Raw genomic sequence first — 23,763 nt, 5'->3', positions numbered from 1 at the left:
TAAAAATTAGATTAAATTATAGTCTGCACTGAAACTGAATTATAAATAAGTTGTCATTATACATTGATGTATCCGGAATGTTTTTATCAAAACGATCTATTTCCATCCCCATTTCGATACGCCCCGTATAAGCTTTACCAAACTCAAGACTAATCATTGGCGTATAAGTTTGTCTCACATTAGAATCAATTTTATAACTCGGATCAAATCTTTCGTATCGACAGGACAATTCTAATGAAGTTAGTTTTTTATAATCAATTAAATACCGCAAATTAGGCAGGAAATAAATTCCGCGCATTTGATAATCTGAAACATTTGGAGTTCTTGTTGCGACTGGTAAAGAAAAATACAAATTATGGTTTGTACCTTGTTTATATTCTATTTGCAAATCAAAAGTAAATTTATCCGTAAGCTTAAAATCACTTGTAATATCTGCACCTAAAGCAAAAACATCTTGTTTAAAAACCTTTCCGACACCACCATTTAATCCTAAATTGATTTTATGTTCTTTTGACAACCCAAAAACCAATCTGGTAGAGTATTGTTTTCCATTATCTTTATCCATTTCCTGATCTTTCCCATTTCCGTTTAACATAGAAACAGCATAATTAACGGGGATTTTTCCAAGATCAAAAGCTCCTGTTGCAGACGCTCCTATTTGAAAACTGGTCCAGCCATTTTTTCCAAATTCATAATATTGATTTGAGAAATCAAATGATTTAATGATGTCTACAGGAACAAGTTCTTCAATACCAAAAGCAGGTCGGAATTGACCTCCTGTTACAGCAAAATATTTATTGAAAGTATATTTTGCATAAGCATTCTCCAAAACTTTTCCTTTTGGATCTGATTTAAAATCAGCAAGGTTTACTAAAATTACAACTTCTGTAGCTTCACTTAATTTAGCATTAAGACCAACACGCATTCTTTTAATATCAAACGAACTTTGAACAACATCACCTGTAGAATGCTGAACACCCATAACATCAACACGATCTTCTAACACTTGTAGATATCGCGCCTGAAACAATCCTTTGAATTGAAATTGAGGATATTTAACTGTACTTTCAGGTACCACCGGAGCTACAGGAGCTGCTGGTGTTTGCGCCTTTGCTAAAAAAGGCATTATAAAAAGGAAAAAAATAATTCTTACTAGTAAAATTTTACTCATATCTTCATAAATAAAAAATTAAGTCTGCATCAAACCTGCACCAAAAACTTACACTAATTTCCAGAAGTTCTCCCTGCCCTTGGCGCAGCGGTACTTCTATTTCCCGAAGAGTTGGTTGCCGGACGGGTCGTAGCAGGTCTTGTTGTTGGCTGAGTCGGACGAGTCACTGGAGTTACCGGACGTGTTGTTGGTTGAGTCGGACGTGTTGTAGGTTGTGTTGGTTTTACAGCAGGTCGCGTTGATGGATTAGTTGGATTTGTCGGACGTGTAACTGGTCTGGTCGTACCTGGTTTCGTCGACGGATTTGTAGGACGGGTTACTGGTCTGGTTGTACCCGGTCTGGTCGACGGATTTGTCGGACGTGTTACCGGTCTGGTAGTAGTTGGCCTTGTAGATGTTACAGGAGCTGGCCTTTTATAGTCCCTTCCGTTATAAGTTGTATTATAACGTCCACTAGTTCTATTGTCCCTAACTAATACTGATGTGTTTCTTCTGTTAGTATAATTATTATAATATCTAGGATTTCTTATAGAAGCTGTTCTTCTATAATATGAGTTTCTATAATAATAATGCCCATGATACCCCCAATAATCATGATAGTAAACAGGACGCCACGGACGCCAGTACGGAGGGTAATATCCCCAATACCAAGGAGATCTGTACACAACATATACAGGAGAAAACAAATACAATACAACTGGCCACACACTTACACTTACATAACTTGGACTTGTTGTATTATAATTATTGGTTGTATTATTATTCACAATTACAGTCCCATCTCCTTTATAACCGGGATTAGGTGTTCCCGATACTGTATCTGATGGCTCTACAATATAATTTTTACCATATAAATCTTCATCCCCTATTATCTGAACGTGTACATTGTTCTTTTTATCCCGATCTACTTCAATAACTGCAACATCTTGTTTTTCTCTGGCACTAACAGCAACCTGAAGAACAATCGAATGGATACTTCCGTCGTTTTGACTTACTATTTCAATATAATCAATCTCTCCATCATTATTTAAATCTAAATTATTGACATTGCTGTCTTGTTCGTTTAACACTTTTTCAAACTCCTCTAGGGTTTTAGATTTCTGAAAAACATCCAAAACTGCAAATAAATTAAGATTATCTCCTGGCAAACCTAAAGCTACAGGTTCATTATCTGTTTGAGCAAACAGGGACAGGCTTATTAAATTAGTCATCAATACTGCAAAAAACAAAAAGGCTTTTTTCATGTTAAAATTGAGTTAATTTATAAATACATTTACTAAGGTATGAAAAAACAGACAAAGTCTAACGCATTGCCATAAATTTAGATAACTTTCTGTTTTTCAAACACAAATTAATCAAAGAACAAAACTAGCCCTTACTTTTCACCTATCGAAGAACAAACAATATAAGAGTTATATTCTTAAAATTTGTAAATAGTGGTTTTAAAAAACACAATTCTTCAGCAAACCATCTTACAAAATTCATCTACTTTTTCCTCAAGTAACAGAAATAAAAATTGCCATAAAAAAAAGCACAAGAATAAACTTGTGCTTTTTGATTTATAAAGGTCGAAAATTACTTTTCGATTTCTCTCATAGAATCCATTTTCTTGTGTGCCAGGAATCCAGCGACATCTTCAAAATGCTCTTTCACACGTTTGTTTCCAAACTCAAAAACTTTAGTTGCTAGTCCGTCAAGGAAATCACGATCGTGAGAAACTAAGATTAAAGTTCCGTCAAAATCTCGCAAAGCATCTTTAATAATATCTTTGGTTTTCATGTCTAAGTGATTAGAAGGCTCATCCAGAATCAATAAGTTAACAGGCTCTAGTAATAATTTAATCATTGCCAAACGAGTTTTTTCTCCTCCAGAAAGCACTTTTACTTTCTTGGTAATATCATCACCCTGAAACATAAATGCCCCAAGGATATTTTTAATCTGAGTACGAATATCTCCAACAGCGATTGCATCAATTGTTTCAAAAATAGTTGCATTTTCATCTAACAAAGAAGCTTGGTTTTGAGCAAAATATCCAATTTGAGAATTGTGTCCAATTTCAACACTTCCTTCATCGATACCAATTTCTTTCATGATCGCTTTGATCATAGTCGATTTTCCTTCACCATTTTTACCTACAAAGGCAACTTTCTCACCTCTTTCGATTACGATATTAGCGTCTTTAAAAACAACATGATCTCCGTATTTTTTAGATAACTCTTTTACCACAACAGGATATTGTCCAGAACGTGCTGCCGGTGGAAATTTTAATTTCAATGCCGAGTTATCTACTTCATCAACTTGCACAATTACCAATTTCTCCAACATTTTAACACGCGATTGAACGGCATCAGTTTTAGAGAATGTTCCTTTAAAACGATCAATAAAAGCTCTGTTATCTGCAATCATTTTTTGTTGCTCATCGTATGCCTTTTGTTGGTGTACACGACGATCTTTTCTTAATTCTAAGTAATGAGAATACTTTGCTTTATAATCGTAAATTCTTCCCATTGTAACCTCAATAGTACGATTGGTAATATTATCTACGAATGCTCTATCGTGAGAAATTACCACAACCGCTTTCGCCGAATTAATCAAGAAATCTTCTAACCACTGAATACTTTCAATATCCATGTGGTTGGTTGGCTCATCCAGTAAAATCAAATCTGGTTTTTGCAAAAGAATTTTAGCCAATTCGATACGCATTCTCCATCCTCCTGAAAACTCAGAAGTCTGACGTGTAAAATCTTCACGCTCAAAACCTAAACCAACTAAAATCTTTTCAACTTCGGCTTCATAGTTCACTTCTTCAATTGCATAAAATTTTTCGCTTAAGTCAGAAACTCTTTCGATCAATTTCATGTAAGCGTCACTTTCATAATCTGTACGAACCGTTAATTGTTCGTTGATTTCGTCAATTTCAGCTTTCATTTTAAAAATCTCACCAAAAGCTTTTGATGCTTCTTCCATTACAGTAGAACCATCTTTAGTTAACAAATGCTGAGGCAAATAAGCTACAACTGCATCTTTTGGAGTCGAAATACTTCCGGTAGAAGGTTTGCTTTGACCTGCAATTATTTTTAAAAGTGTCGATTTTCCCGCACCATTTTTACCCATAAGGGCAATTTTATCATTTTCATTTATAGCAAAAGAAACATCGCTAAATAATGTAGTTCCACCAAACTGAACCGAAATATCGTTAACTGTAATCATTACTTTCTGTGAATTTGTTTAATCGGTTAATCGTTTTGCTGTCAACCCATTTTTTTTTCGTGGTGCAAAGATAGATTAATTAGAGTATTAGACAATATAATTTAGATTACTGCAAGTTCAGTTTTTTAAAAACATATAATTATTCCTACATATTTACAAATTTTATTTATATCTTTATAAGAATTCAAAAAATCAGAAAAATATGAGAACGAAATTAAACTTGGCAGCCAGCTTAATTGCAGGGTTAATATTTGGACTTTCTGCAAATGCGCAAAAAACTGTAATTAAAAAAGAAGCTTTACCGGCAAATGCACAAACTTTTTTAAAGACTCACTTTGGATCGAAAAAACCCAGCTACATACTAGAGGACAAAGAAATCCTTTCTACAGAATATAAAGTTCAGTATGACAACAAACTTGAAATCGAATTTGATAAAAAAGGAAACTGGAAAGAAGTTGACGGTAAAAACTCTAAAATCCCTAGCTCTATTATCCCAAAGAAAATCGCAACTTATGTAAAAACAAATTTTCCTAAAGAAAAAATAACCAAAATAGAAATAGGAACTTCTGATTATGAGACAAAACTAACCAATGGTTTAGAATTAAAATTCAGTTTAAAAGGAGATTTTAAAAAGATTGATAAATAGCATTTAATTTTAAAATACAAAACCCGACAACTTACAAAAGAACTGTCGGGTTTACTAAATTATCAAATTGACTAATTACCTAATTAAACTAGTCTTTTCTCCACTTTTTAGTTTCCTCAAAAATATGTTCTAAGATTGAAGATTCTATTTCGTCGAATTCTATGTTTCGTCTTCCCATAACTAATTTCGCAGTTTCAAAAGCTTTTTTGGTTACATAAGTTGTAAAGCCCGCTGCCCCGCCCCAAGAAAAACTTGGAACAAAATTGCGAGGAAAACCGCTTCCAAAAATATTAGCGCTCACACCAACTACAGTTCCGGTATTAAACATCGTATTGATTCCGCATTTACTGTGATCTCCCATCATCAAACCACAAAACTGAAGTCCGGTTTTAGCAAAACCTTCAGTTTCGTAACTCCATAATTTTACTTCTTCGTAATTGTTTTTCAGGTTCGAATTGTTACTGTCTGCACCAATGTTACACCATTCGCCCAGAACAGAATCTCCTAAAAATCCGTCATGTCCTTTGTTTGAATTCGCAAAAAGCACCGAGTTTTTAACTTCTCCTCCAATTCTTGATCCCGGACCAACTGTTGTTGCTCCGTAAACTTTGGCATTTAGTTTTACTTGTGCATTTTCGCATAAAGCAAAAGGGCCACGAATTACGGTTCCTTCCATAATTTCGGAATTCTTACCTATATATATAGGTCCATTCGAAGCATTCAAAGTAACAAACTCCAGTTTTGCACCTTCTTCGATAAATATATTTTCCGGTGCAATGACATTTACACTTTTTGGAATTGCTTGCGATTTTCTGTCTTCAGTTAAATAAGCGAAGTCTTCACGAATTGCAGCGTCATTTTTAGAAAAAATATCCCAGGTATGTTCAACCGTTAAGCACTCGTCATTGTATTGAATGATTTCGTAAGAATCAAAATCAACTTCATCCTGATTTTCTGTTGTAAAAAAAGCGATTACATCATCACCTTTAAAAATAGCCTGGTTTTCTTTTAAATCAGAAACCAATTCTGCCAACACGTCATTTGGTAAATACGCAGCATTTATCATTACATTTTCTTCCATTTCCACCATAGGGAATTTAGCAGATAAGTAATCTTCAGTAATAGTAGTTATAGTTGAACCTAAGCGCGCTTCCCATTTTTGACGAATCGTCATGATTCCAATTAAGATATCAGCAACAGGTCTTGTAAACGTAAAAGGTAATAAAGCATTCCGGACGGGACCGTCAAAAAGAATGTAATTCATAAATAAAAAAATTTGGTACTTGTTAAAATCTCGATTTGGTTATCGAGTTCAAAGTTACAAATATTTTATGGGTTTGATTAAAAGTACTCTTATTCAAAATGAGAAAATAATTGCTTTTTGGGTTAACATATTTTTATATTGATGGTCATTTAACCGCAAAGTGCGCAAAGTTTTTATTATCAAGTTTTTATAAAAAGTAAAGTTCGCAAAGCTTTGTATAGATTTAGCTTTGCGAACTTTGTGTTTTCTGAACATAATACCAGGCAAAAATCTTTGCGCACTTTGCGGTTAAATTTTACAATTCCATAAAAAAAGCCTTCCGATTGGAAGGCTTTTGTATAAATAAAAACAGTTATTAGTTTTTAACGTGTTTTGCATATTTAGTTTTGAACTTGTCAATACGTCCTGCAGTATCGATAAGTTTAGATTTACCAGTATAAAAAGGGTGAGATGTTCTAGAAATCTCCATTTTTACAACTGGATACTCAACTCCGTCAACTTCAATTGTTTCTTTTGTATCTGCAGTAGATTTAGTGATAAAAACGTCATCATTTGACATGTCTTTAAATGCAACTAATCTGTAATTTTCTGGGTGAATTCCTTTTTTCATCTTTTTCTTTTATTTATTATTTAGAGCATTTTCATTTTGAAGCTTTTCCATGGTTAGAAAAAGGTGTAAACAAAGGATACTCTTTTTTTGTTTAAAATTTTAATTATTTTGAGTCTGCAAATTTACAATTCTTTTTTAATATACAAATCTTTAACACACTTTTTTTTAGTTAAATTCAAAAAGCTTTTTTTACCTCTCATTATATTGGGAATTGCTATATTTGTGGATTAATTTTAAAACATATAGAAATATGATTAATGAAGTTATAAAAAAGAATGGAGTTACATACGGAATTACCTTAGGTATTATTCTGGCGTTAATCACGGCAACCATATATGCCATTGATCTAAAATTGTTTGTTTCTGGCTGGATTGGTGGTCTGTCATTTGTTATTTATTTAGTAGTTGGAATTTTATTACTTATAAAAACAAAAAAAGAGATCGGTTTTTTCTCATTTAAAGATGCCTTTACCACTTTTTTTATAACTACCATAATTGCTGTTGCAATTTCTACTTTGTTTAGCATCGTATTATTTAATGTAATTGATCCGGAAGCAAAAAATACAATACTCGACTTGCTAGTAAAGTATATGGCTGAAACATTACAAAAATTTGGAACACCAGCATCTGCCATAAACGAAGCATTAGCTAAAATGAAAGAAAGCAATCCTTTTTCAACTTTAGAACAACTAAAAGCATTAGTTTTCAGCATTGTTGGGTACTCTATTTTAGGGCTAATTTTAGCAGCATTTTTCAAAAGCAAAACTACTCAAGAATAAAAATTATAAATGAATTTATCTATACTTATACCGCTTCTAAACGAAGAGGAATCACTGAAAGAACTCTACACGTGGATTATTAAAGTGATGCAATCTAATAATTACTCTTATGAAATCATTTTTGTAGATGATGGAAGTACGGATGATTCTTGGAATATTATCGAAAGTTTTTCTAACGAAAATCCTAATGTAAAAGGGATTCGTTTCATGAAGAACTTTGGAAAATCACAAGCTTTACACGCTGGTTTTGCCAAAGCAAAAGGCGATGTGATTATTACTATGGATGCCGATTTGCAAGATAGTCCGGATGAGATTCCTGGATTATACGAAATGATTACGGCTCAGAAATTTGATTTGGTTTCTGGTTGGAAAAAGAAACGTTACGACTCTGTTGTAGCAAAAAATCTTCCTTCAAAATTATTTAATTGGGCTGCCAGAAAAACTTCGGGAGTTGAATTGAACGATTTTAACTGCGGATTAAAAGCGTATAAAAATACTGTTGTCAAAAACATTGAAGTTTCGGGCGAAATGCACCGATACATTCCGGTTTTGGCAAAAAATGCCGGTTTTAATAAAATTGGCGAAAAAGTGGTAATTCACCAGGCGCGCAAATATGGTGAAACCAAATTTGGAATGGAACGTTTTATAAACGGTTTTCTGGATTTGATTACTATTTGGTTTTTATCAAGATTCGGAAAAAGACCAATGCACTTGTTTGGAGCAATGGGTTCTTTAATGTTTATTATCGGATTTTTATTGGCGGGTTATATTGGAGTTTCAAAATTGTACCACATGTACAACGGAATGAAATATAGCTTAATAACCAGCAATCCATGGTTTTTTATTGCTTTGACAACCATGATTTTAGGAACTCAATTATTCTTAGCAGGTTTTCTTGGAGAGATTATTTTGAGAACTAAAAGCAATGAAGCACGTTATAAGGTTTCCCGAGAGGTTAATTTTTAACGTGAAGCCCTAGCCCTGATGGGAGTGGCATCCTTTTGTGGTGGTCCCGATAGCTATCGGGAACAACAAAAGATATAACGGACAGCAGGAAATAGCTCCTGAAAATTATTATTTTAAATATAAAAATATACGAATGATGAATATAGCACCTAATATTTTGAATGCTGTAAACGAATGGTTAACCCCTACATTTGACAATGAAACACAAGCGGCGGTTAAGGAATTAATAACAACTTCGCCGAAGGAACTTGAAGAAAGTTTTTATAAAAATCTGGAATTTGGAACTGGCGGAATGCGCGGTGTTATGGGCGTTGGTAACAATAGAATCAACAAATATACGCTTGGAAAAAACACGCAAGGCTTGTCTGATTATATGCATGAAGTTTTTCCAAATCAGCCTTTAAAAGTTGTTATTGCTTACGATTGCCGTCACAATAGCAATACATTAGCAAAAGTTGTTGCTGATGTTTTCTCTGCAAACGGAATTCATGTTTATTTATTCTCGGATTTACGCCCTACTCCTGAATTATCATTTGCACTTAAATATTTAGGCTGTCAATGCGGAATTGTATTAACTGCTTCTCACAATCCACCGGAATACAACGGATACAAAGTATATTGGGAAGATGGCGGACAAATTGTTCCTCCTCAAGATGCTGCAATTATTGACGTAATCGAAAATTTAGGTTACGATAAAATTAAATTTAACGCTAACGAAAGCCTGATTCAATATATCGATACTGAAATTGACAAAGCTTTTGTAAAATCATCTATAGAAAACGCAAGTTTTAATACTCCCGCTGCTGCCAAAGACAATTTACAGATTGTTTTTACTTCGTTGCACGGAACTTCTATAAAATCTGTTCCTGATACTTTATCGCAAGCAGGTTACAAAAATGTACATATTGTTCCTGAACAAGCGATTCCTGACGGGAATTTCCCAACAGTTAAATCTCCAAATCCCGAAGAACCGGAAGCTTTGACCATGGCTTTGGCTTTGGCAGATAAAACAAACTCTGATATCGTTGTTGGAACTGATCCTGATTGTGATCGTCTTGGTGTTGCGGTTAGAAATAACGATGGCAAAATGATTTTGCTTAACGGAAATCAAACCATGATTTTAATGACTTCTTTCTTATTGAAACAATGGAAAAAAGCAGAAAAAATCAATGGTAAACAATTCGTAGGTTCTACAATTGTTTCTACTCCAATGATGATGGAATTAGCAACAAGCTATGGCGTTGAATGTAAAGTTGGTTTGACTGGCTTTAAATGGATTGCTAAAATGATTAAAGATTTCCCTGAACTTGAATTTATTGGAGGTGGTGAAGAAAGCTTTGGTTTTATGGTTGGCGACGCTGTGAGAGACAAAGATGCTGTTGCAGCTACCTTATTAATATGTGAAGTTGCTGCTCAGGCAAAAGCTGCAGGAAGCAGTGTTTACAAAGAGCTTTTACAACTTTATGTTGAAAATGGCTTCTATAAAGAATACTTGGTTTCTTTGACTAAAAAAGGAATGGAAGGTTTACAGGAAATTAATCAGATGATGATTGATTTACGTGAAAATCCTTTGAAAGAAATCAGCGGACAAAGAGTTATTATGGTTGAAGATTACCAATCGTCAATTGCACTAAATTTATTGTCTGGCGAAGAATCTACAATGGATATTCCGAAATCGAATGTGTTGATTTATTATACTGAAGATGGTTCTAAAATTTGCGCAAGACCAAGTGGAACGGAACCAAAAATTAAATTCTACATTAGTGTAAATGCAGAATTAGATTCAGTTGAAAATTTTGACGCTGCAGAAAGTTTCTTAGACAAAAAAACTCAAAATATCATTGCAGGAATGCAATTGAAATAAACATAATACAAATACTTTTTTAAAATAAACCCGATTGTTTCAAATAAACTATCGGGTTTTAATGGTAAAATAACATCCACAAATAAATGAGTAATTTTAAAAAAATAGTTCCTTTCATATATCCGTATAAAAAATATGCGTTCCTAAACATCTTTTTTAATGTTTTGTATGCCCTTTTTAGCACACTTTCTTTCATGGCATTGATTCCTATGCTTCAGGTTTTATTTGATAAAACGAAGAAGAATACTGTAATGCCAGTTTACGAGGGAATTACCCATATAAAAGAATATGGAGAAAATTATTTAAGCTATTATATCACAACACATACAGATCCTACAAACCCAGGGCTTATCCTTTCGGTAATGGTAGCTCTAATTATTTCGATATTTTTATTGAAAAATTTGGCCGATTATCTGGCTATGTTTTTTATAAACTTTTTACGAAATGGTGTATTAAGAGACATGCGAAATGCGTTGTATAAAAAAACACTGGAATTGCCTTTGGCTTTTTATTCTGAAAAAAGAAAAGGAGATGTTATCTCCAGAATTTCTGCTGACGTAAACGAGGTTCAAACTTCATTTTTAGCGATCTTAGAACTTATTGTAAAAGAACCTTTAACTATTATTTTTACAATAGCAGCTATGTTAATCATTAGTGCTAAACTTACCTTGTTTGTGTTTATTTTCATTCCTGTATCCGGATATATTATTTCATTGATCGGAAAACAATTAAAAAAACAATCCAGCAAAGCACAGCAGGAACAAGGTTCGTTCTTATCGACTATTGAAGAAACAATTGGAGGTTTGAAAGTTGTAAAAGGATATAATTCTGAAAACTACTTTAATACTATTTTTCAAAATTCTACAGAGCGTTTCTTCAAACTATCAAATAGTATTGGAAATCGTCAGAACTTAGCTTCTCCTGCAAGTGAGTTTATGGGAATCACTGTAATTGCAATATTACTTTGGTACGGAGGCCAAATGGTCTTAATTGAAAAAACGCTTGACGGCCCTTCATTTATTGCTTATATGGGATTAGCCTATAACATTCTGACACCTGCAAAAGCAATCTCTAAAGCTTCTTACGGAGTAAAAAGAGGAAATGCCGCAGCGGAACGTGTTCTTGAAATTTTAGAGCAAGAAAATACCATTACATCAAAAGTAGATGCAATAGAAAAAACAACTTTTGATAACGATATAAACATAAAAAACATTAACTTTAAATATGAGGATGAAACGGTTTTAAAAGATTTTTCTCTTCAAATTAAAAAAGGTCAAACTGTTGCTCTTGTTGGACAATCCGGAAGTGGAAAAAGTACGATCGCGAACTTGTTGACACGTTTTTATGATGTGAATGACGGAACAATTTCGATTGACGGAATTAACATCAAAGACATGAATTTACAATCGCTTCGTAGCTTGATGGGATTGGTTACTCAAGACAGTATTTTATTTAATGATACTATTAAAGCGAATATTGCTTTAGGAAAATTAGACGCTACGGATGACGAAATTATCGAAGCTTTAAAAATTGCCAATGCTTTTGAGTTTGTAAAAGAATTGCCTTTAGGAATCTATACCAACATTGGTGACAGCGGAAACAAACTTTCTGGTGGTCAAAAACAACGTTTATCGATTGCTCGTGCGGTATTGAAGAATCCTCCTATTATGATTTTGGATGAAGCAACATCAGCATTGGATACGGAAAGCGAAAAATTTGTTCAGGTTGCTCTTGAAAACATGATGCAAAACAGAACTTCGATTGTAATTGCTCACAGACTTTCGACAATTCAAAAAGCAGATGTGATTGTGGTGATGCAAAAAGGAAAAATCGTAGAGCAAGGAACTCACGATGAATTAATTGCTCACAATGGTACTTATAACAAATTGGTAACGATGCAATCTTTTGAATCGTAAATAAATAAAATTATTTTAGCCACAGATTACACAGATTAACATAGGTTCTTTTTTTTTAAACAATGAAATAAACCCTTTTAATCACTGTAATCTGTGGCTTTTTTTTTAGAATAAACCCTAAATCTATAAAAGATGTATCGTAATAATCCGACCATAAAACTTCCTGATGATCCAGATACAGTTGTTTGGAAGTACTTAGATCTCTCTAAATTCCTGGATTTATTACTTTCGAAGAAACTATTTATGTCACGTTCTGATAAATTTGAAGATCAGTACGAAGGCACTTTTAGCGAACCTACCTTTGAGGAGATTAAAAAATTAGCCACCGACAATCCCGACTTTTTAAATTATTACAAGATACATCGTGAGCAAGTTGCTGTAAGCAGCTGGCATATTAACGAATATGAATCATTTGCCATGTGGCAGATATTCACTCAAAACAGTGAAGGATTAGCTATTCAGTCTACTATTGGGAGATTGCAAAAAGCCCTGAAACCTGAGAATAATTTTGATCAATATATTGGCGAGGTTAACTATATCGACTACAAAAAAGAATACATTCCGTTTGATGATTTATTTTTTCCGTTTCTATTTAAACGAAAAAGTTTTCAGTACGAGCGTGAAGTTCGCATTATTACAGACACTTCAAAAAGCAATATCAAACTGAATGATGGATTAAAAATCAATGTCGATATTAATCAATTAATCGAAAAGATATACATTCATCCCAAATCAGAGAACTGGTATAAAAAACTCGTAATTGATTTAGTAGATCGCTTAGGCTTTGGAATCGAAATTGAAAAATCAGACTTGGAAAGCGATATTTTGATTTAGATTTTTCTGCTGTGAATTCACAAATTAAACATTGTAAACTGGACTAAAGTCCAGCTCTACAAAACTGACCGAACCTACGGTTCTTTTCCTCAATTCCTTTGGAATAATTTATATTGTAGCAACGGATTAAAATCCGTTGATTAATAAACACAAAAAAACCATTTAAAAATTAATTTCTAAATGGTTTTCTTTTAAATCAGATTGGAGTCAAAATTCAAATTTTCAATCTAAAATCTAAAATCAGCAATCTAAAATCTAGATCGGTTTATAACTTTTAACTTCCCATTTTTTCGAAGCTAAATCAATGTAGTTATAATGTAAAACATCATTTTTATCGAATTGTCCGTTTTGATTCGTGTCTTCGATTGTTCTAAAGTATATACGGTTCTTAGATTCAATTAAACTCCAATCTACTAACTCCTGAAGATCTTCTGATACTTTGGTGAAATTCTCTCCACTAATATTACTTAAATACAATGTTTTGATATCTCCAGTATCAATTTTTCCGTCTTTATTAGTATCAGAATCGGTCAAAGTATAAACCATAACTTTATTCTGAGTTTTATCTGCAACTGTTTTTAAATAAGTCGCCGTTAAAATTAAAACTGGCTTATCAGATAAAGGACGAATAGAGTCTGAATCTACTTTTTGAAATTTCAAGTTTTGTAAATAACCCGTAATTTCATATTCTCCTAGATTTGAAATCGTAAAACTCACATCATTCACACTCGAAGATCCGTAGCGTGCTTTTGTTCCTCTTTCAAAAACGCGTAAATCTCCAACAGGATGAATTAAATAATTCGTTCCCTCCATTTGAATAGGCAAATCAGCCACTTCTATTTGTGTTGAATCCGTTTTTGATACGACACTTCCTTTATTTGCAGTGCCATAAATCACTTTCGGTTTCTGAACTTCATCTTTACAACTCACTAATGTTCCGATGATTGCTAAGGCTATATATTTTAAGGAATTTTTCATGTCTGCAAATTATATTAGAATATCAAATATAGTATTTTTGATTGTATTATCTACTTTTATTGAATTTTACTAAATGTAAAGCGATATCTATTTTTCAACGCAGATAGTTCCTTTTTTATTGCAAAAAAACCATCATAACATTTACAACCTCGCATTCAACTTCACATTAAAAACTCTCGAAGTCATATAATTTGGAATCGCATATTGATTTTTAGAATATACATCGCGAACCCAAGTATTGGTAATTGCGTTTTGATTATTGAAAAGATTAAAAATCTCCAAGCCAACAGATAATTCTTTGAAGTTTTTTAACCAGTTTGCTTTTGCAACTTTAGTACTGCTATCCACAAAAACTTTAGCAAAACCAACATCAACCCTACGATAATCGTTTAATCTGTTTTGGTACAAATACGGATCTGAATAAGCTGGCGCTCCACCCGGCAAACCAGTATTATAAACTAAATTCAGATATAATTTTACACTCGGGATATTTGGCATATAATCCTGAAACAACATCGCAAATTTCAAACGCTGATCTGTAGGTCTTGCAATATATCCCTTTCCTTCATAGTTTTCTTCGGTTTTCAAATAACCAAAACTAATCCATGATTCTGTTCCCGGCACAAATTCCCCATTCAATCTAAAATCTAATCCTTGTGCATACGCTATTGCATTATTATTGGCTACATAACGAATTCGGACGTTATCGATCGAATATACATTTACATCTGAAAGTGATTTATAATAAAGTTCCGTCACCCATTTAAAAGGGCGATTCCACATTTTGAAATTGTAATCATTACTCAAAACAATATGAACAGATTCCTGCGCTTTCACATTTGGGTTCACAACACCTTCCAAATCTCGAAGTTCTCTGTAAAAAGGCGGTTGATAATACAATCCTCCCGAAAGTCTAAAAACCATATCCATATCCCAATCCGGTTTTATGGCAAATTGTGCTCGTGGACTAAAAACAATTTGATTTTTTCCTTCAACAGCTGCTCCGGAAACACTCCAACTCTGGAAACGTGCTCCTAAATTATACCAAATCTGACTCGATCCTATTTCTGACTTTTTATTGTATTGTGCATATCCCGAAAATCTGTTTATAGTATTATAATTTGTTGCACGCACATCCTGATAAGGCAATAATGGTCCTGTATAAGGCTGATATGGTTGATTATTTTGTGGTAAAATAACAAGTGGTGGATTTATAGAAAACCCAGCTGAATCAATCGCTTCCCATTCTACAACTCTGTCTCTTATAGATTCTCTGGTATATTTAAGTCCAAATTCTAATTGACTGTCATTTAACCATTCTTTAAACCCTTTAACTTCTGCATTTGCGATTAAAGCATCCAAATCATTTCGGGCATGGCTTAATTGCGAACCAATTCCTCTGGTAAAATCAACTTGCGAAGTATCTTCTTCTCCAACGTTTCCAAGACGATATTGTGCCAAAATATCAAAATGTTCTTGCTCTGTGGTATGAAATAATGAACCAATAAGTTTTAACGTAAAAGTTGGCGAAACTTTATAAGTTGTTTTCAAAGCACCAAAATAAGTATCGTACTTATCCCTCTCCTTCCCTTCATAATATACCGAAAGAGCCATTGGCTGATCGATTGTTCCAAATTTTGTCTCACGTGTTAAAGGCTGATACAAATATTTATTTTCTGAAATATTCCCTAAAAAGCTAATTTGCCATTTTTGAGAAATATCATAATTAATATTCGTCTGAATATCGGCAAACGTTGGTGTGTAATTTGTTTGTGTATCCTGACTATTGACCAACAAACTATTATTTCTATAACGAACCCCTGTAACTGCTGACCATTTTTTGTTTTTAGAAACAGCATCAACAGAAACGCTTCCGCCAAGTAAACTTGCTTCTAAAGATGCGCCAAACTGAGTTGGTTTTCTATACGTAATATCTAAAACGGAAGATAATTTATCCCCAAATTTAGCCTGAAATCCTCCAGCCGAAAAATCAACATTCTGAACTAAATCGGTATTGGTAAAACTCAATCCTTCTTGCTGACCCGAACGAATTAAAAACGGACGATATACTTCAATTTCATTTACATAAACTAAGTTTTCATCATAATTTCCGCCGCGAACTGCATATTGTGTACTTAGTTCGTTATTTGAATTTACGCCTGGTAATGTTTTCAGAATATTTTCGATTCCGGCATTTGCACCCGGAATTTTCTTAATCGTTGCGACATCAATGTTTGCAATTCCCTGAACTCGTTTTTTATTTTTGGAAGAAACAAAAACTTCGCCCATTTGTTCTTCAGAATTACTCATTACAGGATTAAAAACAAAAATTTCATTTGGTTTTAAACTCACTGTCAAACTCATCATTTTTAAAGAAACGTGAGTAAAGATTAGAGAAGTTTTTTTGTTCGAAGGAACATCGATTTCAAAAAAACCATTTGAATCTGATTGTGTTGTATTCCCCAATGAGGTAATATTTACATCGCCAACAGGATGTTTTTGATTATCTAAAATAACACCTTTAACATGAGCATTTTGAGCAAATGAAATGCAAGTAATGCATAAAAAAAGAAAAACGAATATTACCCTGTTATTATTCAAACGTTTTGATTTTATTTTTGTTGGCTTCTAAAAAAATGAGTTTCAAAGATAACAGAATTACCCACATTATCAATTACTTCTATTTTTAAATCATTTGCGCCTTCGGCAAGCATTGTATCATCAAAAGTATGTGTGATTTTCTTCGTTTTATTTTCATATTCAAACAAAATCCAATTCCCGTTTAAATATCCGTTGTATGATTTAATTCCTGATGAGGAATCATTTATAATAAAATCAATTTTCTTAACATCACTGATCCATTTATCCTGAATTGGCTTTAAGATCTTAATCGTTGGTGCAATAGTATCTAAAACCAACCCAAATTGTCCTAAAGTTTTTGACTTAGCTGTATACACATCACCTTTTCTAATTGTACCATTATAACTGGAACCGTTCCCGCTAAATCTTCCTATAAAAAGTTTATCTTTTAATGCTTCCGGATAAGAACTATCATTTATTGTAATTGTAAAATTCGAATGAACAGGAACGGTGTCATCGTGAATATAAATACGGTTGTTTTTTACATCAAAATTCAAATTAAAATCGTCGTAAAAAGTTCCCACAGGGAAAAATACCGACATATTATCTTTTTCGAAATTAGAATCTTTATTGACTTTAATGAAATATTTAGAGGTTACAGGTTCTTCCTTTACAATTGGTGTTGCTGTATCATATTCAACCGGAACCGTAATTGACCTTAAATTACCAAAATAATCTGAAACTTCAATTCTATATGTCGAAGCTAAATTCGGCTCGACCGGAATAATACCACGAAGCGAATCTGTTTTTATTATGCTTAAAGCAAAAGGCGTTTTCATAAAAAGTTTTTGAACTCGCTGACCTGATTTTTTATATTTACCATAATCGATCAACGCATTTACGTAACGCATTTCGTCAAACGAATACGTATTGAACTGATAATTGAAGTTTTGATTTCCGTTGAAAAAAGTAGAAACATTAAAAACTCCGTTTTTATTAAATGAGATATCATCAAAATCTACAGCAACTATTCCAAAACCAATTTTTCCATTCGCTTTTACTTTACTTGCTAAATACGTTCCATCTTTTTGCAATGCTACATTCAAAAGCAAAGGCTGCTTAGACTGGTTTACCGTCGAATTATCTAACGGATAAACATATACGCTCGAGATTGTTGGTTTTTTAGTGTCTTTTATGTTTTTATCAAACCCAAAAAATATTGGATTAATAACAAATTCTGTTTTTGTATCGCGAATTTCAAAATGCAAATGCGGTCCTTCTGATGAACCCGTATTTCCGGAAAGCCCAATTATTTGTCCTTTTGTAACTGGCAATTCGTTAGGTTTTAGAAGCATTTCGATTTCGTAAGCTTTCTCCTTATAATGTGTTTTTTTTACATAATCCTGAATTTCACCCACAGCTGTTTGCAAATGTCCGTAAACCGAAGTGTACCCATTTGGATGTGTAATATAAATACATTTACCGTTTCCAAAAGTCGAAATTTTTATTCTCGAAACATATCCGTCAGCAATTGCATGCACACTCAGTCCTTCTCTTTGATTGGTTTTTAAATCGAAACCTGCGTGAAAGTGATTGGGTCTCAGCTCACCAAAATTGCCGGAAAGCTGCATTGGGATATCAAGTGGCGGACGGAAATCATTCTTCGGATATTGGGTTTGAGCAAAAATAGAATTACAAAAAAGCAGGGCAAGTAGTGAAAATCTCATAAACAACATTTTTGCTAAGGTAAAAAAATAAGAAGCAAAAACCGAGTAAAAAGCTACAAAAATACAATTAATTGAATTTCATTTATTTGTCTATTTTTAATGCAAAAAAATCGATAAAAAATTGCATTAATAAAAAGGAATACTAACTTTGTAGGATTAAGTAATGAATAGGATTTATAATGAGTGTAATTGCAGAAATAATTGATACTCTTGAATATAAAGTCGAAAAGCTTTTTGAGAAATCAAAGGCTTTAGAACAAAACAATCAGGTTTTACGATTAGAACTAGCCAAAGCTGCGCAAATTATCCAGAAACAATCTGAAGAAATGGAAGCTTTGAAGAAGCAATACGAGACACTTAAGATAGCCAATTCGTTGCTCGGCAGCGACAATAACAAGAGAGAGACAAAGCTTAAAATAAATTCATTAATTCGCGAAATTGATTACTGTATAGCACAACTATCAGATTAGAAACACATGGACGGAAAGCTTAGAATTAAAATATCAATCGCAGACAGAGTTTACCCTTTAACGGTAGAACCAACTCAGGAAGAAGGGCTTAGAAGTGCTTCTAAGAAAATTGATGCTATGATCAAGCAATTCGAAGAAAGTTACGCGGTACGTGACAAACAAGATGTCCTGGCTATGTGTGCCTTGCAATTTGCATCACAGGTAGAACAAAAACAAATTGATAATGCAATCGATGGCGAAGAAACTATCGAAAGAATTAAAAGATTAAATTCGCTATTAGATCAATATCTCGAAAATTAAACGTTCTTTACAGAAACTAAGATACTGCCTACATTAGTTCACAATTGGTAAACTCAACACTAACAATTTAGAATGAGCAAATCGTCGCTACTATAGTATGCCATGCTTCGGCTTGGAAACTTGAACAGTGAGTTAGCTCAAAACTTGTCTTTACGAGTTTATTCAAGCAATTAATGTAGGCTTTTTTATATATAAATTTTAACAAACATGGACATAATAACGATCATTATTTCAGGTATTGTAGGGATTGCAGCAGGTTTTGCAATCGCTAAAATCATCGAAAAAAGCAATATTTCTAATTTAATTAAAAACGCAAAGAAAGAAGCATCCTCAATTTTAAAAGATGCCAATTTAGAAGCAGAAAATATCAAGAAAGATAAGATTCTACAAGCAAAAGAGCGTTTTATCGAATTAAAATCAGAACACGAACAAGTTATTTTAGCTAGAGACAAAAAAGTAGCTGAAGTAGAAAAAAGAGTACGCGACAAAGAATCTCAGATTTCGAATGAACTTTCGAAAGCTAAAAAAGTAAATGACGATTTTGAATCTAAAACTCAGGAGTACAATAACAAAATTGAGCTTTTAGACAAAAAACAAGCTGAAGTTGACAAACTGCACAAAAGTCAATTGCAACAACTTGAAGTAATTTCAGGCCTTTCTGCTGAAGAAGCAAAAGAGCAATTGGTTGAAGGTTTAAAAGCTGAAGCTAAAAGTAAAGCAATGTCTCATATTCAAGATACTATTGAAGAGGCAAAACTTACTGCACAACAAGAAGCTAAGAAAATTATCATCAACACTATTCAAAGAGTTGGAACTGAGGAAGCGGTTGAAAATTGCGTTTCTGTTTTCAACATTGAATCTGATGATGTAAAAGGTAGAATTATTGGCCGTGAAGGTCGTAACATTAGAGCGCTTGAAGCTGCAACGGGAGTAGAAATCATTGTTGATGATACGCCTGAAGCAATTATCCTTTCTTGTTTTGATCCTGTTCGTAGAGAAATTGCTCGTTTGGCATTGCACAAATTAGTAACTGACGGACGTATTCACCCAGCCAGAATTGAAGAAGTTGTTGCTAAAACAGCTAAACAAATCGATGACGAAATTATCGAAGTTGGTAAACGTACTGTTATTGACTTAGGAATTCACGGTTTACACCCAGAATTAATTAAAGTTGTAGGTAGAATGAAATACCGTTCTTCTTACGGACAAAACTTATTGCAACACTCAAGAGAGGTTTCTAAACTTTGTGGTATCATGGCTGCCGAATTAGGCCTGAATGTAAAACTGGCTAAAAGAGCAGGTTTACTTCATGATATTGGTAAAGTGCCGGATACTGAAAGTGATTTACCACACGCATTGTTAGGTATGCAATGGGCGGAGAAATATGGCGAAAAAGAAGAAGTTTGTAACGCAATTGGAGCTCACCACGACGAGATCGAAATGAAATCATTACTTTCTCCAATCGTTCAGGTTTGTGATGCTATTTCAGGTGCAAGACCAGGTGCAAGACGTCAGGTTCTGGATTCATACATTCAACGTTTGAAAGATCTTGAAGAAGTAGCTTACGGATTTAGCGGTGTAAAAAATGCATACGCAATCCAGGCTGGTAGAGAACTTCGTGTAATTGTAGAAAGCGAAAAAGTTTCTGATGATAATGCTGCAAACTTATCTTTCGAAATTTCTCAGAAAATCCAAACCGAAATGACTTATCCAGGTCAGGTAAAAGTTACTGTAATTAGAGAAACCAGAGCGGTTAATATCGCTAAGTAATCTCTTTTCATTATAAATAAAAAGGCTATCGTTACGATAGCCTTTCTTATTTATACAATGTTTTGAATTTACATATCATTAAATACAATTTTAAAACTCGTTCCCACTCCTACTTCACTTTCAACAGAAATACTTCCTTTCATTGCCTCAATTTGATTTCTGGTAATATACAAGCCAATTCCGCGAGCTTCCTGATGCTTATGAAACGTTTTATACATTCCGAATAATAAATCCCCATAAACTGCCAAATCTATCCCTAAACCATTATCTGTGATTTTTAGCGATTTATAGCCTTCTGGTTCTATCGAAAAATCAAAAACTATTACTGGGTCACGATCAGGATGAGCATACTTTATAGCGTTTGTAGTGAAGTTTAACAAAACACTCTCTAAGTAAGCCGGATTAAAATTAATAGTCAAATATTGAGGAACGTTGTTCACGATTGTAACCTTTGCCTGCTTGTCGTAACCTTTGATTGTCGAAATTGTTTTCTCTATATATTCACAAAGCTTCAAAGGAACAACGGCAATATTAATATTACTCTGCGTTTTTACAATTTGTGTTAAATTAGAAATCGTTTCATTCAAATCATTAGAAACAGTTCTCAAATGTTCTAACATTTCACTCACCGTTTCCTTATCTCCATCGGCATCAATAAAGTCTAAAATCGATTTTATATTTCCTGCCTGCGTATTTAAATTATGCGAAACGATATGTGAAAAATTCAGCAATCTACTATTTTGATCACCATACAATTTCATTGTTTTTATAAGTTCTAATTCTTTTTCTTTTTGCAAAGAAACATCTGTATGAGTTCCGATAACACGCAATGGTTTTCCGTTTTCATCTCTCTTAATTACTTTTCCACGGTCTAAAATCCATTTATAGTTACCACTGGAAGTCATTACACGATGGTAATTTTCATAATAAGGAATCTTATTATCAAAATGTTCTTGTATGTCTGAATAGTATTTTGGAAGATCATCTGGATGTACAATTTTATCCCAGCGTTCAGGATCATCAAAAATATCTGTCGAATCTAATTCTAGTATTTTTAGTGATAAAGACGAATAAAAAACATTATTGGTAACCATATCCCAATCCCAGATTCCGGCTGTAGAAGCATCAAGTGCAAACTGAAAACGCTCTTCGGAAATACGCAATTTTTCTTCTTTGTCTTTTAAATCAGTAATATCCGAAACATGCCCGAAAAAACTAACCCTGCCATCATCAGATTTCTCTGTTTTAGCAGAAATTTTAAACCAGCGTAAACCTTTCTTAGGCAAAACAGCCCTAAATTCAACACACCAAGGTTTTACTTCTTTACGTGCTTTAACTAAAGTTTGAAAAAACATTTCACGATCCTGAAGAAAAATTCGATCGTAAATAATTAATTTGATATCATTATTAAATTCATTAATCGTAAGCTCAAAAATTTCATCAGCCGATTTACTGACCAAAGGAAAAGAATAATTATTATCCTTGTCGACCACAAATTGGAATAGTAAATCGGGCATTTCGGCAAACAATTTTTTATAAAAATTATTCACCTTTAAGCAATCCTCATTTTCATATAAATCAAAAACCATATATTACTTATTTATTTGATTGAATGATCAAAATAACCTTTAAAAACAAAAAGAGTGCCGTTTGTCGATCTTATCTGCCTTTAGTAGAAAATGTATTACAATATATTAATTTTTGATGTAAAAATCAGGGCTCTGCCAAAAAATTTATTTCCTTGGATGAAAAGAATGCATCACTTCTTTTAAAAAACTTCTGTCTAAATGCACATAAATTTCAGTAGTTGTAATGGATTCATGACCTAACATTAACTGAATTGATCTTAAATCGGCGCCATTTTCGAGTAAATGTGTCGCAAAAGAATGTCGCAAAGTATGCGGACTAATACTTTTATGCAAGCCAATTTTTACAGCCAGATCTTTTATAATCGTAAAAACCATTGCGCGTGTCAATTGGTTTCCTCTTCGATTTAAAAACAAAGTATCTTCAAAGCCTTTTTTAATATCCAGATTTACCCTGACTTCCTTTTGATAGATTTGTATGTATTTCTGAGTCAATTTTCCAATAGGAACAAAGCGTTCTTTATTTCCTTTTCCGGTAATTTTTATAAATCCTTCATCAAAAAATAAATCAGATATTTTGAGTGAAATCAATTCTGAAACCCGAAGCCCGCAACCATATAAAGTTTCCAGCATCGCACGATTTCGTTCGCCTTCATTCTTACTCAAATCTATTACTGCGATAAGTGCATCAATTTCTTTAACAGATAAAGTATCCGGTAATTTTCGGCCTGTTTTGGGTGTTTCGATTAATTCCAGCGGATTATCATTTCTATAATCTTCAAAAACCAAATAATTAAAGAAACTTTTAAGTCCAGATATCATACGCGCTTGCGAGCGCGGATTCACTTCTTTAGATACCGAATATATAAATTGCTGAACGGTTTCGTCGGTAATTTTTAAAGGCGAAACTTCGATTTGATTTATCTCTAAAAAAAGACACAATCGCTCAATATCAAAACCATAGTTTTCGATTGTATTTTTAGACAAACCTCTTTCAATTCGCAAATACGATTGATAGTCTTTTATATATCGGTTCCAATTCATATCTACAAAGTAAAACAATTTTTAGGCATAAAAAAACCTTCCTGATTAA

Annotated in this window: 19 protein-coding genes; 9 read left to right on the top strand and 10 right to left on the bottom strand. The window is 33.2% G+C overall.

The window, feature by feature from the left end; genetic code table 11:
* Nucleotides 1-16: 16 nt before the first annotated feature.
* The 3 genes from LPB88_RS20460 to LPB88_RS20450 all read right to left on the bottom strand — a co-directional run bounded on the left by LPB88_RS20460 (nt 17) and on the right by LPB88_RS20450 (nt 4,381).
* A complete protein-coding gene (locus tag LPB88_RS20460; RefSeq protein WP_230717522.1) occupies nt 17-1,171 on the bottom strand; it encodes a porin in 1,155 nt (384 codons plus the stop codon).
* A gap of 53 nt (nt 1,172-1,224) precedes the next feature.
* Nucleotides 1,225-2,415: a hypothetical protein gene (locus tag LPB88_RS20455; protein WP_230717521.1), complete on the bottom strand. Its 1,191-nt coding sequence runs from the start codon at nt 2,413-2,415 to the stop codon at nt 1,225-1,227.
* Between the two features lie 331 nt (nt 2,416-2,746).
* Nucleotides 2,747-4,381 carry an ABC-F family ATP-binding cassette domain-containing protein gene (locus LPB88_RS20450; RefSeq protein WP_230717520.1) on the bottom strand — a complete coding sequence of 545 codons (1,635 nt, stop codon included), beginning with the start codon at nt 4,379-4,381 and terminating at the stop codon, nt 2,747-2,749.
* 202 nt (nt 4,382-4,583) lie between these two features.
* Between LPB88_RS20450 and LPB88_RS20445 the strand changes: the two genes are divergently transcribed.
* Complete coding sequence (locus LPB88_RS20445) at nt 4,584-5,027, top strand: PepSY-like domain-containing protein (RefSeq protein ID WP_230717519.1); 444 nt, start codon at nt 4,584-4,586, stop codon at nt 5,025-5,027.
* Nucleotides 5,028-5,115: 88 nt separating this feature from the next.
* On the opposite strand, the gene LPB88_RS20440 is transcribed toward LPB88_RS20445, so the two are convergent.
* Nucleotides 5,116-6,291 (bottom strand): GlmU family protein, encoded by a 1,176-nt coding sequence (locus tag LPB88_RS20440; protein ID WP_230717518.1) that lies wholly within the window; start codon nt 6,289-6,291, stop codon nt 5,116-5,118.
* Between the two features lie 355 nt (nt 6,292-6,646).
* Complete coding sequence (locus LPB88_RS20435) at nt 6,647-6,901, bottom strand: type B 50S ribosomal protein L31 (RefSeq protein ID WP_041516871.1); 255 nt, start codon at nt 6,899-6,901, stop codon at nt 6,647-6,649.
* A 250-nt stretch (nt 6,902-7,151) separates the two neighbouring features.
* Here LPB88_RS20435 and LPB88_RS20430 point away from each other — a divergent pair, with 250 nt between their 5' ends.
* The 5 genes from LPB88_RS20430 (at nt 7,152) to LPB88_RS20410 (ending at nt 13,259) form a co-directional block, all read left to right on the top strand.
* Complete coding sequence (locus LPB88_RS20430; RefSeq protein ID WP_230717517.1) at nt 7,152-7,679, top strand: DUF4199 domain-containing protein; 528 nt, start codon at nt 7,152-7,154, stop codon at nt 7,677-7,679.
* Nucleotides 7,680-7,688: 9 nt separating this feature from the next.
* A complete protein-coding gene (locus tag LPB88_RS20425; RefSeq protein ID WP_230717516.1) occupies nt 7,689-8,645 on the top strand; it encodes a glycosyltransferase family 2 protein in 957 nt (318 codons plus the stop codon).
* Between the two features lie 136 nt (nt 8,646-8,781).
* A complete protein-coding gene (locus tag LPB88_RS20420) occupies nt 8,782-10,509 on the top strand; it encodes a phospho-sugar mutase (RefSeq protein WP_230717600.1) in 1,728 nt (575 codons plus the stop codon).
* Between the two features lie 86 nt (nt 10,510-10,595).
* Nucleotides 10,596-12,425: an ABC transporter ATP-binding protein gene (locus LPB88_RS20415; protein WP_230717515.1), complete on the top strand. Its 1,830-nt coding sequence runs from the start codon at nt 10,596-10,598 to the stop codon at nt 12,423-12,425.
* Between the two features lie 132 nt (nt 12,426-12,557).
* A complete protein-coding gene (locus tag LPB88_RS20410; protein ID WP_230717514.1) occupies nt 12,558-13,259 on the top strand; it encodes a DUF2971 domain-containing protein in 702 nt (233 codons plus the stop codon).
* Nucleotides 13,260-13,514: 255 nt separating this feature from the next.
* Here LPB88_RS20410 and LPB88_RS20405 read toward each other — a convergent pair whose 3' ends face one another.
* The 3 genes from LPB88_RS20405 to LPB88_RS20395 form a co-directional block, all read right to left on the bottom strand.
* The gene (locus LPB88_RS20405; protein WP_230717513.1) at nt 13,515-14,237 is read right to left on the bottom strand and encodes a hypothetical protein; all 723 of its coding nucleotides are present in this window, start codon (nt 14,235-14,237) and stop codon (nt 13,515-13,517) included.
* A gap of 141 nt (nt 14,238-14,378) precedes the next feature.
* A complete protein-coding gene (locus LPB88_RS20400; protein WP_230717512.1) occupies nt 14,379-16,838 on the bottom strand; it encodes a carboxypeptidase-like regulatory domain-containing protein in 2,460 nt (819 codons plus the stop codon).
* Between the two features lie 11 nt (nt 16,839-16,849).
* Nucleotides 16,850-18,544 (bottom strand): M23 family metallopeptidase, encoded by a 1,695-nt coding sequence (locus LPB88_RS20395; protein ID WP_230717511.1) that lies wholly within the window; start codon nt 18,542-18,544, stop codon nt 16,850-16,852.
* 179 nt (nt 18,545-18,723) lie between these two features.
* On the opposite strand from LPB88_RS20395, the gene LPB88_RS20390 reads away from it, so the two are divergent.
* From LPB88_RS20390 to rny, 3 genes are all read left to right on the top strand, one after another.
* Complete coding sequence (locus LPB88_RS20390) at nt 18,724-19,014, top strand: hypothetical protein (RefSeq protein WP_089352909.1); 291 nt, start codon at nt 18,724-18,726, stop codon at nt 19,012-19,014.
* Nucleotides 19,015-19,020: 6 nt separating this feature from the next.
* Nucleotides 19,021-19,314: a cell division protein ZapA gene (locus tag LPB88_RS20385; protein ID WP_041516860.1), complete on the top strand. Its 294-nt coding sequence runs from the start codon at nt 19,021-19,023 to the stop codon at nt 19,312-19,314.
* A gap of 207 nt (nt 19,315-19,521) precedes the next feature.
* Nucleotides 19,522-21,084: a ribonuclease Y gene (gene rny, locus LPB88_RS20380; protein ID WP_230717510.1), complete on the top strand. Its 1,563-nt coding sequence runs from the start codon at nt 19,522-19,524 to the stop codon at nt 21,082-21,084.
* Nucleotides 21,085-21,152: 68 nt separating this feature from the next.
* Here rny and LPB88_RS20375 read toward each other — a convergent pair whose 3' ends face one another.
* Both LPB88_RS20375 and xerD read right to left on the bottom strand, forming a co-directional pair.
* Nucleotides 21,153-22,673, bottom strand: a complete 1,521-nt coding sequence (locus tag LPB88_RS20375; protein WP_230717509.1) for a PAS domain-containing protein — start codon at nt 22,671-22,673, stop codon at nt 21,153-21,155.
* A gap of 144 nt (nt 22,674-22,817) precedes the next feature.
* Nucleotides 22,818-23,714 carry a site-specific tyrosine recombinase XerD gene (gene xerD, locus LPB88_RS20370; protein WP_230717508.1) on the bottom strand — a complete coding sequence of 299 codons (897 nt, stop codon included), beginning with the start codon at nt 23,712-23,714 and terminating at the stop codon, nt 22,818-22,820.
* Nucleotides 23,715-23,763: the final 49 nt, after the last annotated feature.

This window comes from Flavobacterium sp. JAS (assembly GCF_020991455.1).
Taxonomy (GTDB): Bacteria; Bacteroidota; Bacteroidia; order Flavobacteriales; family Flavobacteriaceae; genus Flavobacterium.
This window is presented reverse-complemented; position numbering and strand designations above follow the sequence as displayed.

Coding starts and splice junctions, on each gene's coding strand:
- LPB88_RS20430 (WP_230717517.1), top strand. CDS start 7,152: ATGATTAATGAAGTTATAAAAAAGAATGGAGTTACATACGGAATTACC.
- LPB88_RS20425 (WP_230717516.1), top strand. CDS start 7,689: ATGAATTTATCTATACTTATACCGCTTCTAAACGAAGAGGAATCACTG.
- LPB88_RS20435 (WP_041516871.1), bottom strand. CDS start 6,901: ATGAAAAAAGGAATTCACCCAGAAAATTACAGATTAGTTGCATTTAAA.
- LPB88_RS20420 (WP_230717600.1), top strand. CDS start 8,782: ATGAATATAGCACCTAATATTTTGAATGCTGTAAACGAATGGTTAACC.
- LPB88_RS20405 (WP_230717513.1), bottom strand. CDS start 14,237: ATGAAAAATTCCTTAAAATATATAGCCTTAGCAATCATCGGAACATTA.
- LPB88_RS20450 (WP_230717520.1), bottom strand. CDS start 4,381: ATGATTACAGTTAACGATATTTCGGTTCAGTTTGGTGGAACTACATTA.
- LPB88_RS20460 (WP_230717522.1), bottom strand. CDS start 1,171: ATGAGTAAAATTTTACTAGTAAGAATTATTTTTTTCCTTTTTATAATG.
- LPB88_RS20385 (WP_041516860.1), top strand. CDS start 19,021: ATGGACGGAAAGCTTAGAATTAAAATATCAATCGCAGACAGAGTTTAC.
- LPB88_RS20455 (WP_230717521.1), bottom strand. CDS start 2,415: ATGAAAAAAGCCTTTTTGTTTTTTGCAGTATTGATGACTAATTTAATA.
- LPB88_RS20390 (WP_089352909.1), top strand. CDS start 18,724: ATGAGTGTAATTGCAGAAATAATTGATACTCTTGAATATAAAGTCGAA.
- LPB88_RS20415 (WP_230717515.1), top strand. CDS start 10,596: ATGAGTAATTTTAAAAAAATAGTTCCTTTCATATATCCGTATAAAAAA.
- LPB88_RS20375 (WP_230717509.1), bottom strand. CDS start 22,673: ATGGTTTTTGATTTATATGAAAATGAGGATTGCTTAAAGGTGAATAAT.
- rny (WP_230717510.1), top strand. CDS start 19,522: ATGGACATAATAACGATCATTATTTCAGGTATTGTAGGGATTGCAGCA.
- LPB88_RS20410 (WP_230717514.1), top strand. CDS start 12,558: ATGTATCGTAATAATCCGACCATAAAACTTCCTGATGATCCAGATACA.
- LPB88_RS20395 (WP_230717511.1), bottom strand. CDS start 18,544: ATGAGATTTTCACTACTTGCCCTGCTTTTTTGTAATTCTATTTTTGCT.
- LPB88_RS20440 (WP_230717518.1), bottom strand. CDS start 6,291: ATGAATTACATTCTTTTTGACGGTCCCGTCCGGAATGCTTTATTACCT.
- xerD (WP_230717508.1), bottom strand. CDS start 23,714: ATGAATTGGAACCGATATATAAAAGACTATCAATCGTATTTGCGAATT.
- LPB88_RS20445 (WP_230717519.1), top strand. CDS start 4,584: ATGAGAACGAAATTAAACTTGGCAGCCAGCTTAATTGCAGGGTTAATA.